This is a genomic window from Longicatena caecimuris (genome assembly GCF_004341945.1).
Lineage (GTDB): Bacteria > Bacillota_I > Bacilli_A > Erysipelotrichales > Erysipelotrichaceae > Longicatena > Longicatena caecimuris.
Genome location: NZ_SMBP01000004.1, coordinates 128,270 through 149,386 on the forward strand (window position 1 = coordinate 128,270; position 21,117 = coordinate 149,386).

Consider the following 21,117-nt stretch of genomic DNA (forward strand, 5'->3'; position numbering starts at 1 on the left):
CTATATTCACCTAAGGATACAAACCTTTTTTGTGCTTCATTTTTCATTTTTGCTCTATTTCTGATATAAATATCTGGCAACATGCACTCCACTGGCACTGGCATGACTTAAGGAATGAGTAACGCCACTGCAATCGCCAATAACGAATAACCCTTTATGACAGGTTTCCAGATTTTTATTAATTTCTACTTCTAAATTGTAGAATTTGACTTCTACACCATACAACAAGGTATCATCATTTGCCGTCCCGGGTGCAACCTTATCCAAACGATAAATCATTTCAATGATATCATCCAACTGACGTTTTGGAATTACCAGACTTAAATCGCCGGGAGTTGCGGATAACGTCGGTGTGACAAAGCTTTCTGCTATACGTCCTTCGGTACTACGTTGTCCTCGAATCAAATCACCGAAGCGCTGAACAATGACACCGCCACCTAACATATTCGATAAACGGGCAATGCTTTCGCCATATTCATTACTGTTTTTAAATGGTTCCGTAAAATGGTTGCTGACAAGAAGCGCGAAATTGGTGTTTTCGGTATAACGTTTTGGATCTTCATAGCTATGACCATTTACGGTAATGATGCCATTGGTGTTCTCACTTACGACTACACCACGTGGATTCATACAAAACGTACGTACTTTATCTTGATATTTTTCACTTCGGTAAACAATTTTACTTTCATAAAGTTCATCTGTCAGATCAGAGAAGATACGATAAGGAAGCTCTACACGAACACCGATATCCACGCGATTACTTTTCGTGCGAATATGCAAAGAATCACAAATAGCTTCCATCCACTTACTGCCGCTACGACCAGTAGAGATAATGCAATTGGTTCCGGTAAAGCTATGTTCACCGCTCCATATACGATAACCATCCTCTACTTTTTCTACCTTATCGATATGGGTATTAAAATGAATGTCGATTTGATCTTTTAATTGATGATACAGGTGTTCCAGTACAATGTAATTTACATCGGTACCAAGATGACGAACACTTGCCTCTAGCAAATGTAAATCGTTCTGCATACATACCTTTTTTAAATGTGTGTTGCCGGTAGAATAAAGCTTTGTACCTTTACCACCATTTTCAACATTAATTTTATCCACATACTCCATCAACTCTATGGCTTTATTTCTGCCGATATATTCGTAAAGTGTTCCGCCGAATTGGTTCGTGATATTATATTTACCATCAGAAAAAGCGCCGGCACCGCCAAATCCATTCATGATACTGCAAGATTTGCAATTTACACAGGATTTGATCTTATCACCATCGATTGGACATTTACGTTTTTCCAAAGATGTGCCTGATTCAAATAGACCGATCTTTAATTCAGGGTTTAATTTCATTGCTTCATAAGCCGAAAAAATCCCGCCGGGCCCTGCCCCGATTATCAGCAAATCATACTTCATAGTTTACCTCCGTGTCTTACATGACTAGTTTAAGGGAAACGTGAAATTTCCTAGAGTATTTTAACACATTCCTGTTAAAATACCAGTGTTTTGTCTTTATTAACGAATCGTTTTATCGAATAAGAGTGTGATTGTCTTACTTGTTGGCTGTTTTCTTTAATATATTATAAGGAAAACGATGATACAATTTATCGAGAATAGTATCTTTATGGTGGTTGAGCGTAAATATCTTTTTAGCTAGAAGGCTTTTTTAGTATGTATCGTCATTTAATAAGCTAAGCCCGAATCCCCTCTGTTATACCACTAATTTGTATATTCATTGTGAGTTTATATAATTTATAGCATATTTAAGTATGATTCTTTTGCATGTGTATGTTCCATTTCAGTATTTGTGATGGAGAACTTGGATAAAATTGTGAGCGGCTATGTTTAAAACAAGATAGATAGAGCATACTTCAGCTATGAGGTGAATGTATGAAGAAATATATGGTAATTGGAGGTATTTGGCTGGCAGTGCTTATGACGATCATGACTTGTAGCAGTAAGACATCCTTGCAGTATGAAATTCATTTTGACAGTACAACACAAAAAACATATCCGTTTAAGGAAAAGATGCAAGATGCATATACCGAATTGGTGAGCGGTGTACATGAAGAATCTTATATTTTAATGGTATTACATAATCTAGATATGTTTGAGGTGTCTGATAACGTACATGCCAAATGGGAAAAGAACCATCTGCATATCATAGAAGGAGATGGGAAAGGGACGACCATCACAGGTGAATTGGTTGCCCAAAGTGTCTGTATGCCAAAAGTACAACCGCGCTCTTTCCTACAAGAATTATTTCATTGAGCATGAACATAGGTTTCATGCTTTTCTTATGGCTTGTAAATATTATGAATGTGCTTAGGTTTTAGAAGACGAAGAAAAAAAAGAATGGTATAATATTAACGTTATGAAATGAGGTGGTCATTGTGCAGCTGAATACAAAAGAAACGCTGCGGGATCTGGCTTGGATTTTAGCAGGTAATATTACGTTGGCAATCGGTGTTGCCTGGTTCATATTGCCCAATAATGTATTGACCGGAGGTTTAGCTGGTGTGGCGATTGCCTTAGAGCCATTAATTCATGTTACACCGGAAATTGTGATAAATGTATTAACCGTTGTTTTATTCGTGGCAGGTTCTTTCATATTAGGAAAGAAATTTGCGATGAAGACCATTTTAAGTACCATCTGTTATCCATTATTCTTATCACTGTTATCATTTTTAGCAGCGCATTATATACCGGCAGATACTTTTATTATGGATAAATATTTGGCGACTATTTATGGAGGTGCTTTGATGGGGATTGGGGTCGGTTGTGTTTTCCGTACCGGCGCAAGCACCGGTGGTATGGACATTCCACCACTGATCATAAATAAATACACGCATATTCCTTTACCATCTCTGGTATTGATTATTGATGCATTGACTGTCTTACTGGGGGCTGCGGTATATGGCTTGCAGGCAGCATTGACAGGTATTTTATCTGTTTGGGTCAGCAGCTTTATGATCAATAAAACCATGTTGATAGGTGGACATGATGCTAAAAACGTTATGATAATTTCCGAAAAGTATAAAGAGATCATGAATAAGGTTCATGAACGTTTGGAAAGAGGCACGACCATTCTTGAGGCCAATGGCGGATATTCAAATGAGCGAAAACCGGTCTTAATGGTTGTTGTAACGAAAAAACAGCTGCCGGAGTTACAGCATATGATCAGTCACATTGATGCAGAAGCTTTTGTAATTGTGACAGATACAAATGAAGTACAGGGATTAGGCTTTACTTATGAAGAAGAGTTATAAGGGAAACATCATATTATATAAGGATGAGGAGATCAACTATGCAGAACTTTAATTATCACAGTCATACAAAACGCTGCGAGCATGCCATTGGAGAAGATGAAGAATATGTAAAAGCAGCCATTGCCAACGGTTTTCAAGTTATGGGCTTTAGTGATCATGCGCCATATGCAGGTGTTCATACACCGGGAGAGCGTATGGATAAGGAAGCATTGGAAGGCTATATCGCCAGTGTAAAAGCGTTGCAGAAGAAATATGAAAAGGAAATTGAAATACGCATTGGCTTAGAGTTTGAGTATTTTGAAGATCAGTTGCTAGAATTGTTGGAATATCGCGATCGCTTTGACTATATGATTATCGGACAGCATGGTCCGGCCTTGTATGAACCGGAATTTTATGAAGCGAATACGGATGAGGATGTATTGCGCTATGCAAATCTTATCCGTAAAGCGTGTGAAAAAGGACTTCCGGATATTATCGCACATCCTGACTTATTTATGTTCAGTAAGCCACAGTGGACACCTGCATGTGAGGAAGCAGCACGCATCATTTGTCAAAGTGCCTGTGATGCCAACATTCCTATTGAGATAAACCTAAATGGATTGAAATATGGTAAACGCCAGATTGGTGAGGAATGGCGTTATACTTATCCATATCGCGCGTTCTGGAAAGTAGCAGAACAGTATCCTGTGGATGTAGTCTATGGACTGGATGCTCATACACCTGAAAAATATGCAGATAAAAAATGTTTTGAAATTGTCGATCATGAAATTGTTTATGGTTTAAATTTGCATAAACGCACAAAACTTATGTTTGAGAAAAAATTATAAAGGCGCGAATTGGGTTTTGTGATTTGAAGAATTTGTTGATGACACCTGTAAAACGAGGAGAAATTCCCAGTAATTTACAGGTGTTTTTCTTTGCTTTTTCACAATTGCCGGATAATTTCAGAATATCTGATAAACAGGGGAGTGATACCGATTTCAGAAAATGAAACAAAAGATAAAAAACACTTTTATATGTGAAAATATAACGAAATTCACAAGTGATTTTACGCATATTATAAAGCTTTGCAACATACATATTTTGATAGTGGGACGATATTTAGGGCATAAAACTAAATTTCGACAGAAAAATTCTCGGTATAAAGTTATAAATTAAGGGAAAAATAGGTAATAACACATGTTAAAAAGCAAAAAAATTGGACAAGTTGAAAAAAGTATGCTAGACTATTGCTTGTTTCGTACAAAAGGAGGAACATCAATGAACTCAAAACGAATAAAATTCGCTTTATTCATCAGTGTTTTCGCTTTATATGGGTGTGCAAGCGGGAGTAAATCGACATCAACACAGACGCTAAGCACTGCGAACATAACAACGATTAATAAAACAGATGCAGCGCAGATGCCTGCACTTCATACAACTGAAATGATGAATATCACCGAGGACGTATCCGCACTTTCGCTCATGGCAAATGATGCAAGTGTATCACAAAGATTCAGCACACTGTTACAAAACCGAGATGTTAAAGGAAGCCTTCGTACACAGAAAGCGATAAAAAATTACAGTGTGAAAATGAATCAACGCATTCGCAAAAAGCAACAAGAACAGGCAAAACGTGAGGCGAGAACCTTTACTCCTATGACAACAACCTATGGTGTTGACTGTTATGGCTGTGGCGGTGAAGATGGACGTGGAGGAACTTCACTTGGCGTTACTTTGGATGCCGATATGGGCGTTATGATGCCGGATGGCAGCTGGCAAAGAGGCATTCGATATGGGAAGTATTACATCATAGCAGCTGATCCAAGTATTCCTTTATGCTCCATCATTAAGATTAGCAACCATGGACTTAGCGGCAGTGGTATTTCACCGGATAAACCTTATTACGCAATCGTATTAGATCGCGGTGGAGCCATTTATGGAAGTCATCTGGATTTATATATCGGAAGAGAAAATTCCGGTGCCATTGTTAAAGTAAAACAAACCACACCGAAAGCGGAAATCATCCGTGTTGGCGGTAAAAGCGGGCCACGCAGCTGTGCTCTATAGTAAAGTAAAACGTAAATATCTTTATACTGAACCCCTTATCGTAGTTATCCACCTTTTGGGGTTCTTTTATTTTATAAACGACTTAAGGTTTTGAAAGGCTTTTTAAGCTGATTATAAGCAACGTGATGACATATAGTCATAAAAAAACGTATCCTCACGTAGGGATACGTTTTGTTGCTTTTAAAGCAAAGTATAACAGGGCAACATCGATAGGGAACATGATTACATTTTTGAAAATACGCAACAGGGTAAAAAGCTGGCTTTGATACAGTATATTTAACCATAACGAAGTTAAGAAAAGATTAATGAAGACGGTAATACACAATCGAGCGGCTAAAACACGGAGAAACGATAATTCTTTCTTGTAGAAAAAGCAGCCATAGATCATGCCGATTAAAAATTCATTCAAGGCAAAACCGGGAAAATACGGGCCATCCGGACGGGCAATGTATTTTAAGGTATCGGCAATGATGCCGGCAAAGCCAGTTAACACAGGCCCATAGATCATACCGGAAACACCGGCAAATATACTTGAGAAGCCAATACGTAAAGTTGGTGAAAGAGGAATAAAGAAGGTGCCTGCTACTACATTTAACGTTGTCAGCATCGCACATCCGCAAATGGATTTCACTTTCTTCATCTCTTTACTGCTTTCTTTGATTAATTTTGGCAACTGCATAATTTCTTTCGCAAAGTTCATATAAAAATACCTCCTTTTCCTGTGATGCATACGGAAAAAGAGGTATCTCCTTTTTTCTTATGCAACAGCGGGATGCAAGACTGAAATCGCAAGAGAAACTCTTTTCGCCCCGACGACAACTCCCCGTTCGCGGATACTTAACGCTTCAATCTCTACTCTGCTTACATGCTGATTATAGGATAGTATGTAGTATTTTACAAGAAAAAAATTATCGAAATTTAGGATTCATAAGATTTTCGTTTCGCAGCTGATGGAATTTTAAATTCATCCCGATATTTGGCGATGGTTCTTCGTGAGATCGTATAGCCTTCATGAAGTAAGATATCGCATAGTTTTTGATCGCTGTAGGGCTTCTTGTGATCTTCGTTTCGTATGAGTTCTTTCAAGCGTTCCTGTACTTCTTTTACGCTGCCATTTGATAAGGCGTGAACAAAGAAGTATTTTAACGGAATGGTCTGATTTTGAAAAATCATGGATTTACTGGCTACACAACGACTGATGGTTGATTCGTGCATAGATAAGGCATCCGCAATGGTTTTCATGGTTAACGGCTGTAACGGTTTTCCTTCTGTGAAAAAAGGCAGTTGATGTGCCACAATGGCTTTTGTTAAGTGCAGCAGTGTGTCACTGCGTTTTTTTATACCATTTAATAAACTTTCGGCTTTTTTCTTTTCTTGCTTCAAATAGTCTTTCATTTCTTCATAATGAGCAGGAAAGTCTTCCATATTCATACGCAGTCCATAGGTGTTACGGAATAATTCAATCGTGATTTCTCCATCTTCACAGGCGACATAAACATCCGGATTCAAATATACCGCAGTAGCAGCATACATCGATCCTGGTTTTGGGTGAAGGCTTTGGATTAGTTTTAAAGCCTCTTGAATATCGGTGATAGCCACATCCAACTTTTTGGCCAAAATCGTTAACTTATGTTGAGCAAGTTCACTTAAATATTCATTCACCAAAAGAATGGCCAGTTTCGCATAGGGATGAGCAAGGTTTGCCAGTTGTATTAAAAGACATTCCTGAAGATTTCTGGCTCCTACACCACTTGGTTCAAAACTTTGTAAAATATTGATTGTTTCTTCAATATCATCATAGCTATATTGTGGGAAATATCGCTGAATAGCTTTATTGGAATAAGGCAGATAGCCGTTATCATCCAATAGATCCGCAAGAAATACGGCTAAATCAACAAAAAGTGGTTTATTGTATTGATGAATTTGTTCCTGCAATACCTCACTGAGTGTTTGTTCTTGAATGACATAATTCATCATAAGTTCAAAATTGCGCTCACACTTTTGGATATAGCCGGTTTCATATTGGATATCCTGTTCCAATAAGGGATTGCTTTCTACCTGTTCTTCAATATATGTCTGTAATTCACTGCTGGAAAAGGACAGGATCTTAAGATCCTGCTGCTGTTTCATGGTTAAGACTTGTTTTTGTTTTAGTGTAGGACGCATTTCCTGTTTCATTTTCATATACATCACCTGTATGTATTATAACGTAAGTAAGCGCTTTTAGAAATACCTTGTTCGTGTATTGGCATGGAAATTGCTACAAAAAAGGTGGAGGTGTTTGTTATGAGGGAAATTTTGCGTATCGTAATTGGAAATATATGTATTACATCGGCCTATGCATTTATCACGGTACCTCGTCATGTGGTAAATGGCGGAGTGACCTCCTTTTCCATGATTCTGCATGCGTTTCTTCCAGTGGATATCAGTGTCATAACCAATTGTGTTACGGTAGTGCTGTTGGGGATTTGTCTGTATTTCCTGGGAAAAGCATTTTTGATGAAGTCATTGCTTAGCAGTATCTGTTATATGGTCATGTTCAGCAGTTTTCACGCAATCGGTTATAGCCTGTCCATACCAGTATTACCTGCAATTATCTTAGCGGCCATACTGGTAGGAATAGGATATTATTTATGTATCAGTGCCGGTTCTAGCACCGTGGGGTTTGATGTCTTAGCACTTGTCTTACATAAACGTTATGAAAAACTGGATGTTGCCATAACGATGCGCTATATCAATATTGGTGTTATCTTATTAGGCTTTGCTTCCTATGGCGGCATTTCGATATTGATCGGTATTGGTTTTACCATCTTACAGACACAGGTATTAAAACTACTCCTACAAAGGAATGAACAGAAAATACAGGAAGCTTCCTGCGATGAGGCAACTGTATCAAAGTGTATCGTAAAATCATGAAAGGAAGGAAAGGATATGTACTATGGAATGACAACAGAAGAACTGGCTCATCATTATAGTGAAACAGATGTGTTACGGATATATAAGGAAATCGGCTTTGATGCCGTTGATTATAGTTATGATATGCATGCCTATGAAGGCTCTATCTATGATCAAGAGGATTATGTCGCTTATGCAAAACAATTAAAAGCCGTCGCTGATGAAGTTGGTATACGTATTCACCAGATGCATGCCCCGTTGTACCATCGACGCATTGATGTAGCAGCTACACCAGAAGAAAAGAAGCAAGAGGCCTTTTTAAAGAAAATGACGATGCGCGGCTTTGCGGTTGCTGAGTTGTTAGGATGTAACTATATGGTGATGCATCCACGCAAACTGCTACATTATGGCAGTGCAGAAGCACATGCGTATGCCAAGGAATATAATTTAGCAATGTATCGGGAATATGAGGAATTGGCAAGAAAGCATCATGTAAAGATCGCCTTAGAAAATATGTTTGCCTATCATCCTATCACACACACACCTGTTGATACCATTTTTCGCACCGCAGAAGAACTCCTGGCATATCTGCAAGAACTTTCCCGTGATGTATTTGTGGCTTGCCTGGACACCGGTCATGCCAATGTGAATGGCATAGATCCTTCTTATATGGCCGAAGTGTTAGGCTCCTATGTTGAGGTTTTGCATGTTCATGATAATTATGCCGCCCTAGATCAGCATTTGTTATGTGGAATGGGAACAATTGATTGGAAACGTTTTGTGAATACATTAAAAAAGATAAAATTTGATGGTGTTGTGTCGTTAGAAACATGCGCAATGTGTGAAAAATTACCAAAAGTTTCCTGTGTAGACTATGCTCATCTCGCTTACCATACCATCACAAATTTAGTAAAATAATGTATAATACACATACACAGGAGGTGTGAATATGCGCAAGGATAGTATTATGCAAGTAATCAATGCTTATTGTCAAACACACACGCTCACCGATTTAAAACAAGGCGTACAGGGGATCAGTGTTTATGAAATTGCTGAGAAATTGCATCTGTTACGCAATAATGTGAATGTAGATGTGAATAAGCTATTTCAAGAAGGCAAGGTTATCAAGATTTGCGGTAATAAGATGTATCGGTTTTATTCACAGGAACATTTTATGCGAGTAACGCATAAGACGCTGTCAGCACAAACAACCTGTTCCAATTTGAATGAATTATTAGGTGATCTTCATGAGGTAAGAGATTATGAAGATCCCTTTACTGCGTTAATCGGATATAATGCCAGCCTAAAGAATGCGATTCTTTCGGCAAAGGCAGGAATATTGTATCCGGGAGGAGCTTTGCATACGATGCTGTTGGGTGAAAGTGGCGTCGGAAAAAGTTTGTTTGCCGAGAAAATCTTCACCTTTGGAAAAAAAGAGGGCATTTTTACTGCTGATAGTCAGTTTGTCGTATTTAACTGTGCCGACTATGCCAACAATGCAGAATTGTTACTTTCACAGCTATTTGGCAGTGTCAAAGGGGCATATACCGGAGCCGATGCAACAAAGGAAGGCTTATTAAAACGAGCGGATGGCGGTATGCTGTTTTTAGATGAAGTGCATCGTCTACCACCCGAAGGACAAGAGATGCTGTTTTATTTCATCGATAAGAAAAAGTATCGTATGCTGGGAGAAGCTAACAGTGAGCATGAGGCAAAAGTAACCTTAGTTTTAGCAACTACTGAAGATCCGGATAATCATTTATTAACCACCTTTTTACGAAGAATTCCGATGGTCATAAAAATACCAAGTTTGAAAGAGAAATCTTTTAATGAACGTAAACAAATGATCTTGTATTTATTTTCATTAGAAGCATCTGCTATCGGTTGTCCGATCGTGATAGATAAGGATACAATGGCAACTTTACTGCTTTATCAGCCCAAGGGCAACATCGGACAATTAAAGAATGATATAAAACTGGCAATTGCCCGCAGTTATCTTGAAATGCGTGATCAACAAAATAAGGAAATAACCAATGAAATACGTATTCATAACTATGCTTTATCTTATCAGGTTAAAGATGGTATGAGTGATTTGGATATCGAACAGCGAAGAGAGATTGAAAAGGTGTTGGTACAAGATACGTATATCGTAGAGCCATATGATGTAATTATGGTTGAAGAAGATGACACGGCCTTATTTGCGCCACCACAATTAGATGTAACGAAATCAGATATTCAGACTTCCTTTGAGGAGTATGTAGAAAAGATAGCCCGTTCATTGGAACATGATCAATTGCCATCCTTTATCATAGATACCGAAATCCGTGAAATTATGGCTTTTATTCATGAATGGGTATTACATAATATGAATGTGCTTATTGGCCGCAGCCAAAGCGCGGCACTTGCCTTTTATTTAAAAAATATCCGTGAGAATCGTCTGGATGCCTTTTCTCATGAAGAGGATCTGAAGGATTATGATGTGGCGACCATGGAAGATGCCCGCAGTCTCATTCGTGCGATTGAACAACATTTTCATTTGCGCATTCCTGCACAGGAACTGCATACCTTAGCATGTATCTTAAATACCTTTACAACGAATACCTTACAAAGCTGTGGTATTAGTATGTTTGTTGTTGCTCATGGGACAAGTCTGGCAAGTAATATTGCCGATGTGGTCAATGAATTATTATCAATCCATTATCTGATTCCGATGGATATGCCTTTGACCAAAAATGTAAATCAAATTATGGATGAGTTGATTCTTAAGATCAAACAGGAACCAAAAGGGAATGAAATTTTATTATTTGTCGATATGGGTTCCCTTACTTCCCTAGAAGAAACGCTGCGTCAGAAAACATCTTATCATGTAGTTGTCATCCCAACAATCAACACTCTGTTATTGCTTGATGCAGCAAGAAAAGCCGTCTTTATGCAATATACCCTGAGTAATATTTTACAGGATGTCATGCGGATGAATCAAAAGCTCGATGCAACCTTGGAACATCATATTCATAACCATATTGCGCAAAGCAGTGAAAAAATCATTTATACAATATGTTATTCCGGTGATGGTACGGCACATTATTTAGAGAAATATTTAAAAGATTTGTTAGAGCAGGAAGGTATCTTTTCAATTGATATTCTTGCGCTGAGTAATGATTCTTTGATAAAGATTCGCAGTATGATAGAAGAAACTTCCAAAAACAAAGAAGTGCTGTGTATGATCGGCAATGTAGATCCAGGACTTCATGAATATCCCTTTATTTCAATGGAAGATATCTTAATGAGTGATGGGGTGCAGCGTTTATTTGAAATCATCGGTGATATTGATGTCCTTCATAAAAGTGATGTAGTTAAAAGCTTTGAGCGTGATGTCTTTGTCGATGTAGCATTTGAATCGATTGATAAATATCTGATGTATTTGAATTCTAAAAAACTTTATCCATTGTTGATGAAGTTTATCGAAGGGGTTGAAAAAGAATTACAGAAGACGTTAAATAATCGAACATTAACACGCTTGATTGTTCATATGTCTTGCATGATCGAACGTTTGTTATTTGATGAATATCATTTTGAGCAAAACGAAGAAACAATGGTACAAGTAAAGGAACATTCAAAGCTGTATACAATCGTAACTGAGCAGCTGGAGGCAATTCGTTCGAGTTTTCACATCACCATCAATCAGGAAGAGTGTTACTATCTTATGCAGATCATTTTAGATGATACAGATGAGAATGCGCATGTATCCATTTGATGTCATCACTGTATTCATGTGTATCATAGAGAGGAAAAGGCTGATAAATAAGCCTTTTTTCAATTTTGGCATGAGATTTGCTAATAAAAAAGTGAAAGGACGTGGAAGAACATGGAGAGTAAAGTGGGTATTCTGCTGGCAAGTCATGGGCAGTATTGTCTGGGCGCTAAAGACAGCCTGGAGATGATTATTGGTCCCTGTGACCATCTGCTATGTGTGTCCATAACACCGCAGATGAACAATGAAGAAGCACGTCAGCAGATGAAGCGTGCGTATGAAAGTTTGCATCAACAATGTGATGAGGTATTGATATTCACAGATTTATTATGTGGAACGCCAAACAATGTAGCTGTTCGCTTAATGATGGATGAAGAAGATATCACGGTTTTGACCGGCTATAACTTAGCGATTCTGGTGGAACTTGTGAACCGCCGCAATACAACAGCGATGAAGGTGTGTGAGCTGATTGAGGATAGTAAAGAAATCTTGGCTTCATCCTTACGCATCATGAATAAGAGAGGAGAAATGTAAATGGCTATCGAGTTAGTGAGAATTGATGATCGATTGATTCATGGTCAAATAGCGACGACTTGGATCAACAACTATTCGATTGAACAGGTATTGATCATTAATGATGAGATTTTATTAGATAAGATGCAACAATCCGTAATATCGATGACGGCACCTGCGAATGTGAAGGTAAAAGTCTTTGGTGTAGATGCCTTTATTGAGGTGTATAAGAAGAATCCGATTCATCGTCGTACGATGCTGATCTTAACGAATTCGATTGATGCATACCGTTTGGCGAGAGGAGGTGTCAATTTTCCGGTATTGAATGTAGGTGGTATGCGTTTTGAAAATGATCGAATTAAAATCGCCAAGGCTGTTTCCGTTACGACAAAGGAAAGGGAAGCGTTTGAGAAACTTGTGGAAATGGGAATCGATGTACAAATACAAATGGTACCAAGAGATGAATTATTAAACATGAAAGATGTCTTAACAAAAACCAAATAAGAAAAGGAGAAAAAGATTATGTTAGTGAAAGCATTGCTTGTGGCCTTATGGGCTGGTCTTTGTTCACTCGATGATGGAGGTATGCAGCTGCAGATTCGTAAACCGCTGTTAGCCGGAACCATCACCGGTTTAATTCTGGGGGATCTTACACAGGGGTTGATTATCGGCGGTACTTTGGAATTGATGTGGCTGGGTGTAAATTCTGTCGGAGCTTATACACCTCCCGATATCACCGGTGGAGCTATTGTCGGTGTTACTGTGGGTATTACCAGTGGCGGCGGTGTGGCAGCCGGTGTTGCCTTTGCCGTTCCGGCAGCAACCTTGATTCTGCAGCTGATTGTCTTGTTACAAACTTATTTATCCGTTCATATTCACCGCGCGGAAATTGATGCTGCGACGGGTGACTTCAACAAAGCGAATCGCTGGCATTTGTATAGTGGTGTTCTGTTATTCTTAGCACGTGCGATTCCATGTTTTATCGCTGTTTATATTGGCAATACCGTATTATCTGATTTCATCGAATGGTTGCCTGAATTTATCATTAATGGCTTAAATGTTGCCAGCGGTATCATTCCTGCTGTAGGTATTAGTATGTTGCTGACAATGATGTTGAAAAAAGATATGTGGATGTATCTGGTGGCTGGTTTTGTCTTTGCCGCATACTTAGGTCTTCCGGTATTAGGAGTTTCTTTAATTGGCATCGTATTTGCCGGTATTCACGATTACAATTATGTACAACGTAAAAAATTAGAACGTGATACAGCGATGGAGCTGGAAGGAGGCATTGATTTATAATGAGTGAAAAATTTGAAATGACCAATAAGGTCTATCGTGAAATGTTTATCAATCATCTGACCTTCCAATGGGGATGGAATTATGAACGCCAACAAGCGGATGGCTGTTTGTTTACCTTAACACCAGTTTTAAAACGGTTATATAAGGATGCACCACTTGAGGAACGAGAACGAGCAATCAAACGGCATTTGGAATTCTTTAATACACATGCAACCCTAGCTCCATTATTGTTTGGTCTTATCGCCGCTTTGGAGGTAAATACACCAGAAGCGGAAAAAGACAGCATCACTTCCATTAAAACAGGTTTGATGGGACCGATTGCCGGTTTAGGTGATGGCTTATTCTGGTTTACCTTGTGGCCAATTTGCGCAAGTATCGGCGCAACTATGGCGGTTACCGGAAATATCTTTGGCGCAATCTTCACCTTTGTCGTTTTCAATGTTATCAATCAGGGAGTGAAATGGTTTGGTTTCCGTATCGGTTATACCAAAGGCATGGATATCATTAACTCCGGTTCGGGTGATGAAGTCATTAAACGCATCTCCGGTGCTGCTACCGTTTTAGGTCTTTGTGTAGCCGGTTGCTTGGTTTCCACAACCGTTAAATTAAGTGTCCCTTTAGAATTTGCCAGTGGTGATGGCAAGATTGTCGTTCAGGAACTCATTGATAAGATCATGCCTTGTTTCTTACCGGTATTAGTTACGCTATTCTGTTATTGGCGTTTGAAGAAAACCAATGGCAAGGAAGCGGTAAGATTGATTTTCGGTATCATGATCGCAGCAATTGCATTAACTTATTTTGGCATTTTAGGATAATAGATGAAAGAAGGGAACGTATCAAAAGACGTATCCCTTTTTCCATCCTTTTATATAACCGTTTTGACAAATGGCAGTATCTTTCTTTGTGAAAATAATCATTTGTGAAAAAATCCTTTTTTTATGCAAACAAGCGGTGTATAATAAAAAATGGTAAAGCAAGAAAATAAGAAAGAGAGGATATTTTCATGATTGACACATTGATTGAAAAAATTAAGGGTAAAGGAACACGTATCGTCTTTACAGAAGGTTCAGATGCACGTATTCTGGAAGCTGCTGTTCGTTTACATAAGGAAAACATCCTGGTGCCTGTACTGTTAGGAAACCGTGCTGAAATTACAGGTGCTGCCGCATCTTTGGGATATGATCTGGAAGGCATTGAAATGCTGGATCCTAGAGAATATAAGAATATGGATATGATGGTTACCAAAGTTGTTGAATTACGTAAAGGTAAATTAGATGAAGCACAGGCACGTGAAGCTTGTTTGAAAACAAACTTTTTCGGTACTATGTATGTAAAATTAGGCTGTGCAGATGGTTTGTTAGGTGGTGCTACCTATTCAACAGCGGATACAGTGCGTCCTGCACTACAACTGGTAAAAACAAGACCGGGAAACTCTATCGTATCAAGTTGTTTCATTTTATTAAAAGATAAAGAACAGTTGGTTATGGGTGACTGCTCTATCAATATTGATCCAAGTGCAGATGACCTGGTGGAAATCACTTTACAGACAGCACATACGGTTCGCCAGTTTGGTATTGAACCAAGTGTTGGCTTGTTATCATATTCTACCTTAGGTTCAGCAAAGGGCAGCAGTGTGGATAAAGTAAAAGAGGCTGCAACACGTTTAAAACGTATGCCATTAGACTTCGGGGTAGAAGGTGAGATTCAGTTTGACTGTGCCGTAGCACCAGAAGTAGCAAAATTAAAAGCACCTGATTCTAAGGTGGCTGGTAAGATCAATACGTTTATCTTCCCCAATATTGATGCCGGTAACATCGGCTACAAGATCGCGGCGCGTTTAGGCGGCTGGGAAGCTATCGGACCAATCCTGCAGGGATTAAATGCACCTATCAATGACTTATCTCGTGGCTGCAATGCCGAAGAAGTATTCAAAATGGCGATTGTGACAGCTGCACAGAAATACATGGATATTTAATTAACGATTGCTTAGCATATTTGGAACCTTTTTGATGAGGTTCCTTTTTTTGCGTAATTATCTAAAAATGATATTCCAATAGTTAGCAATTCATGTTTTCATGCGATAGACAAAATATACGAAATGTAAGTATAAAGCTAAATTATTGTAGCGTTCAGTTTTGATTTATGCTATTATTGGAACGTTGAGTTTAAGGAGGTTACAATGGAAAGTTCAAAGAAAATTCTCTGGTATAACCTTGCCTTCATGGCATTCTCTACTGTTTGGGGATTCGGAAACGTATTAAATGGTTTCGTTTATTTCAACGGTATTCAGGTTATATTCAGCTGGGTTCTGATGTTCGCTTTATACTTCGTGCCTTATGCATTGATGGTTGGTGAACTTGGTTCCGCATTTAAAAACTCAGGTGGCGGTGTTTCTTCATGGATTCACGAAACAATCGGTCCTAAATTTGCTTATTATGCAGGTTGGACTTATTGGGCATGCCACATCACTTACATCGCAAGTAAGGGCAGCGGCGGCTTGAAAGCGTTAAGCTGGATGGTCTTCCAAGATGGTTCTACATACGATACCTTCCCTACGATCGGTGTGCAGTTAGCAACATTAGGTGTATTCTTATTCTTCTGCTGGGTTGCCAGCCGTGGTTTAAATCCATTGAAGAAATTAGCAACATTGGCAGGAACAAGTATGTTCGTTATGTCAATTCTTTACATCGTCATGATGTTTGCGGCACCTATCATCAATCCAAACGGTGGTTACTTAAGCATGGATTTCAGTTGGGATAACATCATTCCACAGTTCAATGTAAATTACTTTACATCACTATCCATTCTGGTATTTGCTGTTGGTGGATGTGAGAAGATTTCACCATACGTAAACAAGGTAAAAGATCCTGCAAAGGGCTTCCCAAAAGGTATGATTGCATTGGCAATCATGGTTATGGTATGTGCAATTCTGGGAACAATTGCAATGGGCATGATGTTTGATCCTGCTTTGATCAATGGTTCTACTGAAAGCTTTAACTCTTATGTATCCAATGGTTCTTACTGGGCCTTCCAGAAGCTGGGTGAATACTATCATGTAGGTAATCTTTTGATGATCATCTATGCGGCTTGTAATGCAATCGGTCAGTTCTCTACGTTGGTTGTCAGCATTGATGCACCATTGCGTATGCTGTTGGATAACGAAGATGCACGTCAGTTCATTCCAACTAAACTGTTGAAACAGAACAAATTTGGTGCTTACATCAATGGTATTTGGATGGTTGTTGCACTATCAGGTGCGATCATCCTGATTCAGATCATTGGTGGTTCAGGGGCAGCCGGTGTATTGGCACAGTTAAACAAGCTGAACTCTGTAACGATGCCTTTGCGTTATCTGTGGGTATTTGCGGCTTATATCGCATTGCGTAAAGCTAGAGATAAATTCCATCCGGAATATCGTTTCACGAAGAATCAGCCGGTTGCACTGGTAATGGGCTTCTGGTGCTTCTTTGTCACAGCAGCTTGCTGTATCATGGGTATGTATTCAGATGATTTATTCACTATGTTCTTAAACGTAGTGACACCAATCGTTCTGACTGCATTAGGTATGATTCTGCCTTTGATTAAGAAAAACGAAAAAGCTAGCACAAAATAAAAACAAAGTAGGTGAGATTCTTAAGGAGTCTTGCCTTTTTGTTTGGCTTGTACATGGAAAAATGCTATAATACAAACGAGTAATTTAGGAGGCTTATATATGTATAAAGAAACTGCAAAACAAGTGTTAGATTTCATTCAAAAAAGTCCAAGCTGTTTCCATGCTGTTGCGGAAATGGCTGCAATGTTAAAAAATGCTGGTTATGAAGAATTAAGAGAGTGTGAAAGCTGGGAATTAAAGCGCGGTGGTAAATATTTTACGACACGCAATGGTTCCAGTTTGATTGCTTTTGCGATAGGAAATGATTTAGATGATTATCATTTCCAGGTAACTTCCTCACATTCCGATTCACCTACTTTCAAAGTGAAAGAAGTTGCGGAATTAAAAGGAAAAGGCGGATATGTACAACTGAATACAGAAGGCTATGGCGGTATGTTATGTGCAACATGGATGGATCGTCCATTATCCATTGCCGGACGTGTCTTAGTAAAAGAAGGCAATACCTTTGTCAGTAAGCTGCTTAGCTTCGATAAGGATCTTGTATTAATTCCTAATGTGGCAATCCATATGAACCGCGATGTAAACAATGGTATGAAATACAATAATCAAGTAGATCTATTGCCATTATTTTCCGCAGGAGAATGTGCAGAAAATGATTATTATGAATTAATTGCCGATGCTTTAGGCACTACCAGAGAAAACATCTTCGGTTGTGACTTGTATTTGTATAATCGTATGGCACCATCTATCTGGGGTGCAAAAGAAGAATTCATTTCATCCCCTAAACTGGATGACTTACAGTGTGCCATTACATCTTTAAAAGCATTATTAGAAAGTAAAGGGAATACTCATGCGGTAAATGTATTTGCTTGTTTCGACAACGAAGAAGTCGGCTCAGGGACAAAACAAGGTGCATGTTCAACCTTCTTATACGATGTGTTACAGCGTATAAATGACAACATGGGATTCACAAAGGAAGATTACTATCGAGCAGTCGCAAAAAGCTTCATGGTTTCTTGTGATAATGCGCATGCGGTACATCCAAATCATCCGGAAAAAACAGATGCTACCAATTGTACATATATGAATAAAGGGATCGTTGTAAAATTCAGCGCAAATCAGAAATATACGACAGATGCTATCAGTTCTGCGGTCTTTGGCGGTATTTGTGAAAAAGCCGAAGTACCAGTACAATACTTTGCTAATCGCAGTGATGCAGCCGGTGGAAGTACGTTAGGTAACTTATCCAGTCAGAAAGTATCTATGCATACCGTAGATATCGGTTTACCTCAGTTGGCAATGCATTCATCTTATGAAACAGCCGGTATTAAAGATTCTTACTATATGGTAAAAGCATTAACTACATTCTATAATACCAATTTACATATTACCGATAGTGAAAGCATTGAGGTACAAGAGAACTAATGGCGGATGGAAAGGCAAGAAAACAACTGCATATTGATAATTTATATCTAGTAAAGAAATTAGATGAAGATTATCAGAAAGCCTTTTATCGGTTGTATGATTATCTGTTAGAGGATACGAAAAAGAGTGACTTGGATAAAAGTATCATTGCCAATATTGCTTTAGAACAATGTATGGAAGGCATGAAGGCACAGAAAAAGCCACAACTTGTGATTCCTCGCGATTTGAAAGACTATGTGGCGAAGTATTCCAAAGGTCCTGTGTATAAAGAAATGAAAAAGAAATTACGCAATCAGGATTATGAGAAACTGCAGATTGGCAGTATTTGGATGGTATTTGCGATTGCGATGGTCTTATTCTTCTTAAAGAATCTGTTGACAAAAGATTACCTGGCCAATTATGCAATTGACGCAATCGTTGCTTGTATTGCTGGGGCTATCGCTTTTCAAAACTTTAAGATCAAACGCAGAATCATTCGTCGTTATCAATTTGGCAGCTTTTATATGCGTGTCGATGCCGCAACAATCTTAGCGTGTGTCTTCATTAAGCTGGTATCACCGTCAAATTTTGATATCACCTATTTGTTGTTAGTCATTTCTTTCTTTATCACAAAGAAAAAAATCAAGCCGCAGTTTGAAGCCGTAATCTAATGCTCATGTACGGTAAAGAAGCAAGCAACCGAAAACAAGAGATAGACCGCCAGCACCACACTATTCCGAACAAAAGAACTAAAGACCAAAAGATAAGCACCGTGGAAATGTGTATAACTTGCTATTCCGTCATGGAAAAGTCCGTTCACAGAACATGGAAAAGCTAAAGTGCAGCTTTCCCACATTCTGCAAACAGACTTTCCCACAACTCCATAAGACAGCAAGTTATGCACATTACCACAATGCCGACTACTACGGAATCCCGCTCATTCCTTCTTTTTTGATGTTAAAGAACACGCTATATTGATTGACAATCACAGAGCTATTCCAGTATATTTAATAAAACAGACGAAACCGCAGATATACAGGTGAATAGACATGAAAAATATACACAGCATTGAATTTTATACTGGAAGCAAGGAAGAATTGCTTCCCAATTTTGAAAAGGATTTTCCCTATATCGCTTCGAGAGCGGAACTTGACAAGTATATAGGGCGTTATGTTCCGTGGCACTGGCATAAAACGGTGGAACTTTTTTACATGGAAAGCGGCAGCATTGAATATGATACGCCGGGAGGAAAGCTATTGTTTCCTGCCGGAAGCGGCGGCATGGTAAATTCCAACGTACTCCATATGACAAAAGCAATATCACAGTGGGAAAAGAATATACAACTACTTCATATTTTTGATGTTTCCCTACTTGCCGGAGAACAGGGAAACAGGATTGAGCAAAAGTATATCGCCCCTGTTATAACTGCCCCGCAGATTGAACTAATTCCTTTTTTTCCGGGCAATGCAGCAGAAGAAAACATTTTGAAACTTATTCTTAAAGCATTTCATTTTTCCGGTGATGAATTTGGGTATGAAATAAGACTTCGGGAAATCCTAACGGAAATATGGCTAATGATTTTTGAACTATCCCGCCCTATGCGTGAAAAGGCGGGAGAACAGAACAAGAGCAACGATAAAATAAAGTTGATGATGATATACATTCACGAGCATTATAAGGAGAAAATTTCTATCCCGGAGCTTGCAGCGGCAGCATATCTAAGCGAAAGGGAATGTTACAGAGTGTTCCATGACTGTCTGCACATGACCCCCGTAGACTATATAAAGGCTTACCGTCTGCAAGCCGCCTGTCAGATGTTGGCTAAGGGGCAGGAACCTGTTACAGTTATCAGCCATGACTGCGGTTTGGGGAGCAGCAGCTATTTTGGAAAAGTTTTTCGGGAGTACGCACATTGTTCACCAACAGAATATCGGAAGAAATGGCAGAATAGTGATAGATAAGGGCAGAAATGAAATATTTTTCCTGCACTTCCTGCATTATAATGATACCTGTAAAGTAAATCAGCAATTTACAGGAGGTGGGTTCAAGGTGGTAAAAATGAACATTCTGAACATGAAAAATTTTTTAGATACGGTCAATGCCTGTACCGGCAAAGTAAATATGCTCTGCCCGGACGGTAAAAAACGAAATATCAATGGGGAAGAAAGGGTACAGGACAGTTTGTGGCGGCAGTACCGCCAAAACAAAAACTGCCTGCGGTTTGTTTTAGAAATTCCTAATCCAACGGACTATATGAGCATTGTTTCATACTATGCCGGGGATTGTTGATTTGTCTGTAAATATTTCATCATAAAGGG

General features: G+C 38.8%; 20 protein-coding genes and 1 riboswitch. Of the genes, 17 read left to right on the forward strand and 3 right to left on the reverse strand.

Translation table 11 applies throughout. The features are described from left to right. Nucleotides 1-54: 54 nt before the first annotated feature. Nucleotides 55-1,422: an NAD(P)/FAD-dependent oxidoreductase gene (locus EDD61_RS03860; protein WP_008978014.1), complete on the reverse strand. Its 1,368-nt coding sequence runs from the start codon at nucleotides 1,420-1,422 to the stop codon at nucleotides 55-57. Nucleotides 1,423-1,896: 474 nt separating this feature from the next. Here EDD61_RS03860 and EDD61_RS03865 point away from each other — a divergent pair, with 474 nt between their 5' ends. The 4 genes from EDD61_RS03865 to EDD61_RS03880 all read left to right on the forward strand — a co-directional run bounded on the left by EDD61_RS03865 (nucleotide 1,897) and on the right by EDD61_RS03880 (nucleotide 5,324). Beyond that, nucleotides 1,897-2,277, forward strand: coding sequence for a multidrug transporter (locus EDD61_RS03865; RefSeq protein ID WP_132224095.1), 381 nt, complete (start codon nucleotides 1,897-1,899; stop codon nucleotides 2,275-2,277). 122 nt (nucleotides 2,278-2,399) lie between these two features. After that, nucleotides 2,400-3,275 (forward strand): YitT family protein, encoded by an 876-nt coding sequence (locus tag EDD61_RS03870; protein WP_008690320.1) that lies wholly within the window; start codon nucleotides 2,400-2,402, stop codon nucleotides 3,273-3,275. Between the two features lie 38 nt (nucleotides 3,276-3,313). After that, complete coding sequence (locus tag EDD61_RS03875; protein ID WP_132224097.1) at nucleotides 3,314-4,102, forward strand: histidinol-phosphatase; 789 nt, start codon at nucleotides 3,314-3,316, stop codon at nucleotides 4,100-4,102. A gap of 433 nt (nucleotides 4,103-4,535) precedes the next feature. Then, nucleotides 4,536-5,324 carry a 3D domain-containing protein gene (locus tag EDD61_RS03880; protein WP_008978070.1) on the forward strand — a complete coding sequence of 263 codons (789 nt, stop codon included), beginning with the start codon at nucleotides 4,536-4,538 and terminating at the stop codon, nucleotides 5,322-5,324. A gap of 154 nt (nucleotides 5,325-5,478) precedes the next feature. On the opposite strand, the gene EDD61_RS03885 is transcribed toward EDD61_RS03880, so the two are convergent. Then, nucleotides 5,479-6,024 (reverse strand): folate family ECF transporter S component, encoded by a 546-nt coding sequence (locus EDD61_RS03885; protein ID WP_132224099.1) that lies wholly within the window; start codon nucleotides 6,022-6,024, stop codon nucleotides 5,479-5,481. A gap of 63 nt (nucleotides 6,025-6,087) precedes the next feature. Beyond that, nucleotides 6,088-6,186: riboswitch (THF riboswitch) on the reverse strand. A 56-nt stretch (nucleotides 6,187-6,242) separates the two neighbouring features. Further along, entirely contained in the window at nucleotides 6,243-7,508 is a 1,266-nt protein-coding gene (gene rpoN, locus EDD61_RS03890) for an RNA polymerase factor sigma-54 (RefSeq protein ID WP_132224101.1), read from the reverse strand. 102 nt (nucleotides 7,509-7,610) lie between these two features. On the opposite strand from rpoN, the gene EDD61_RS03895 reads away from it, so the two are divergent. The 13 genes from EDD61_RS03895 to EDD61_RS03960 all read left to right on the forward strand — a co-directional run bounded on the left by EDD61_RS03895 (nucleotide 7,611) and on the right by EDD61_RS03960 (nucleotide 21,088). After that, nucleotides 7,611-8,240, forward strand: a complete 630-nt coding sequence (locus tag EDD61_RS03895) for a YitT family protein (RefSeq protein ID WP_008978073.1) — start codon at nucleotides 7,611-7,613, stop codon at nucleotides 8,238-8,240. Between the two features lie 15 nt (nucleotides 8,241-8,255). Beyond that, nucleotides 8,256-9,137, forward strand: a complete 882-nt coding sequence (locus EDD61_RS03900; protein WP_132224103.1) for a sugar phosphate isomerase/epimerase family protein — start codon at nucleotides 8,256-8,258, stop codon at nucleotides 9,135-9,137. Nucleotides 9,138-9,168: 31 nt separating this feature from the next. Beyond that, on the forward strand, nucleotides 9,169-11,973 hold the full coding sequence (locus EDD61_RS03905; RefSeq protein ID WP_132224105.1) for a sigma 54-interacting transcriptional regulator: 2,805 nt from the start codon (nucleotides 9,169-9,171) through the stop codon (nucleotides 11,971-11,973). Nucleotides 11,974-12,084: 111 nt separating this feature from the next. Further along, nucleotides 12,085-12,504: a PTS sugar transporter subunit IIA gene (locus EDD61_RS03910; RefSeq protein WP_132224107.1), complete on the forward strand. Its 420-nt coding sequence runs from the start codon at nucleotides 12,085-12,087 to the stop codon at nucleotides 12,502-12,504. Next, nucleotides 12,505-12,987: a PTS sugar transporter subunit IIB gene (locus tag EDD61_RS03915; protein WP_008690331.1), complete on the forward strand. Its 483-nt coding sequence runs from the start codon at nucleotides 12,505-12,507 to the stop codon at nucleotides 12,985-12,987. Nucleotides 12,988-13,005: 18 nt separating this feature from the next. Further along, on the forward strand, nucleotides 13,006-13,782 hold the full coding sequence (locus tag EDD61_RS03920) for a PTS mannose/fructose/sorbose/N-acetylgalactosamine transporter subunit IIC (RefSeq protein ID WP_008978077.1): 777 nt from the start codon (nucleotides 13,006-13,008) through the stop codon (nucleotides 13,780-13,782). Beyond that, the gene (locus tag EDD61_RS03925; protein ID WP_008690336.1) at nucleotides 13,782-14,597 is read left to right on the forward strand and encodes a PTS system mannose/fructose/sorbose family transporter subunit IID; all 816 of its coding nucleotides are present in this window, start codon (nucleotides 13,782-13,784) and stop codon (nucleotides 14,595-14,597) included. The genes EDD61_RS03920 and EDD61_RS03925 overlap by 1 nt, the downstream gene beginning before the upstream one ends. Nucleotides 14,598-14,785: 188 nt before the next feature. Continuing rightward, nucleotides 14,786-15,757, forward strand: a complete 972-nt coding sequence (pta, locus tag EDD61_RS03930; RefSeq protein WP_008690338.1) for a phosphate acetyltransferase — start codon at nucleotides 14,786-14,788, stop codon at nucleotides 15,755-15,757. A gap of 204 nt (nucleotides 15,758-15,961) precedes the next feature. Further along, nucleotides 15,962-17,395 (forward strand): amino acid permease, encoded by a 1,434-nt coding sequence (locus EDD61_RS03935; protein WP_008978078.1) that lies wholly within the window; start codon nucleotides 15,962-15,964, stop codon nucleotides 17,393-17,395. A 99-nt stretch (nucleotides 17,396-17,494) separates the two neighbouring features. Further along, complete coding sequence (locus EDD61_RS03940; RefSeq protein ID WP_008690341.1) at nucleotides 17,495-18,820, forward strand: M18 family aminopeptidase; 1,326 nt, start codon at nucleotides 17,495-17,497, stop codon at nucleotides 18,818-18,820. Beyond that, nucleotides 18,820-19,470 carry a threonine/serine exporter family protein gene (locus EDD61_RS03945; RefSeq protein WP_008978079.1) on the forward strand — a complete coding sequence of 217 codons (651 nt, stop codon included), beginning with the start codon at nucleotides 18,820-18,822 and terminating at the stop codon, nucleotides 19,468-19,470. Before EDD61_RS03940 ends, EDD61_RS03945 begins: the two co-directional genes overlap by 1 nt. 378 nt (nucleotides 19,471-19,848) lie before the next feature. Further along, on the forward strand, nucleotides 19,849-20,760 hold the full coding sequence (locus EDD61_RS03955) for a helix-turn-helix transcriptional regulator (protein WP_004056530.1): 912 nt from the start codon (nucleotides 19,849-19,851) through the stop codon (nucleotides 20,758-20,760). A 97-nt stretch (nucleotides 20,761-20,857) separates the two neighbouring features. Then, nucleotides 20,858-21,088 (forward strand): hypothetical protein, encoded by a 231-nt coding sequence (locus EDD61_RS03960; RefSeq protein ID WP_004056529.1) that lies wholly within the window; start codon nucleotides 20,858-20,860, stop codon nucleotides 21,086-21,088. Nucleotides 21,089-21,117: the final 29 nt, after the last annotated feature.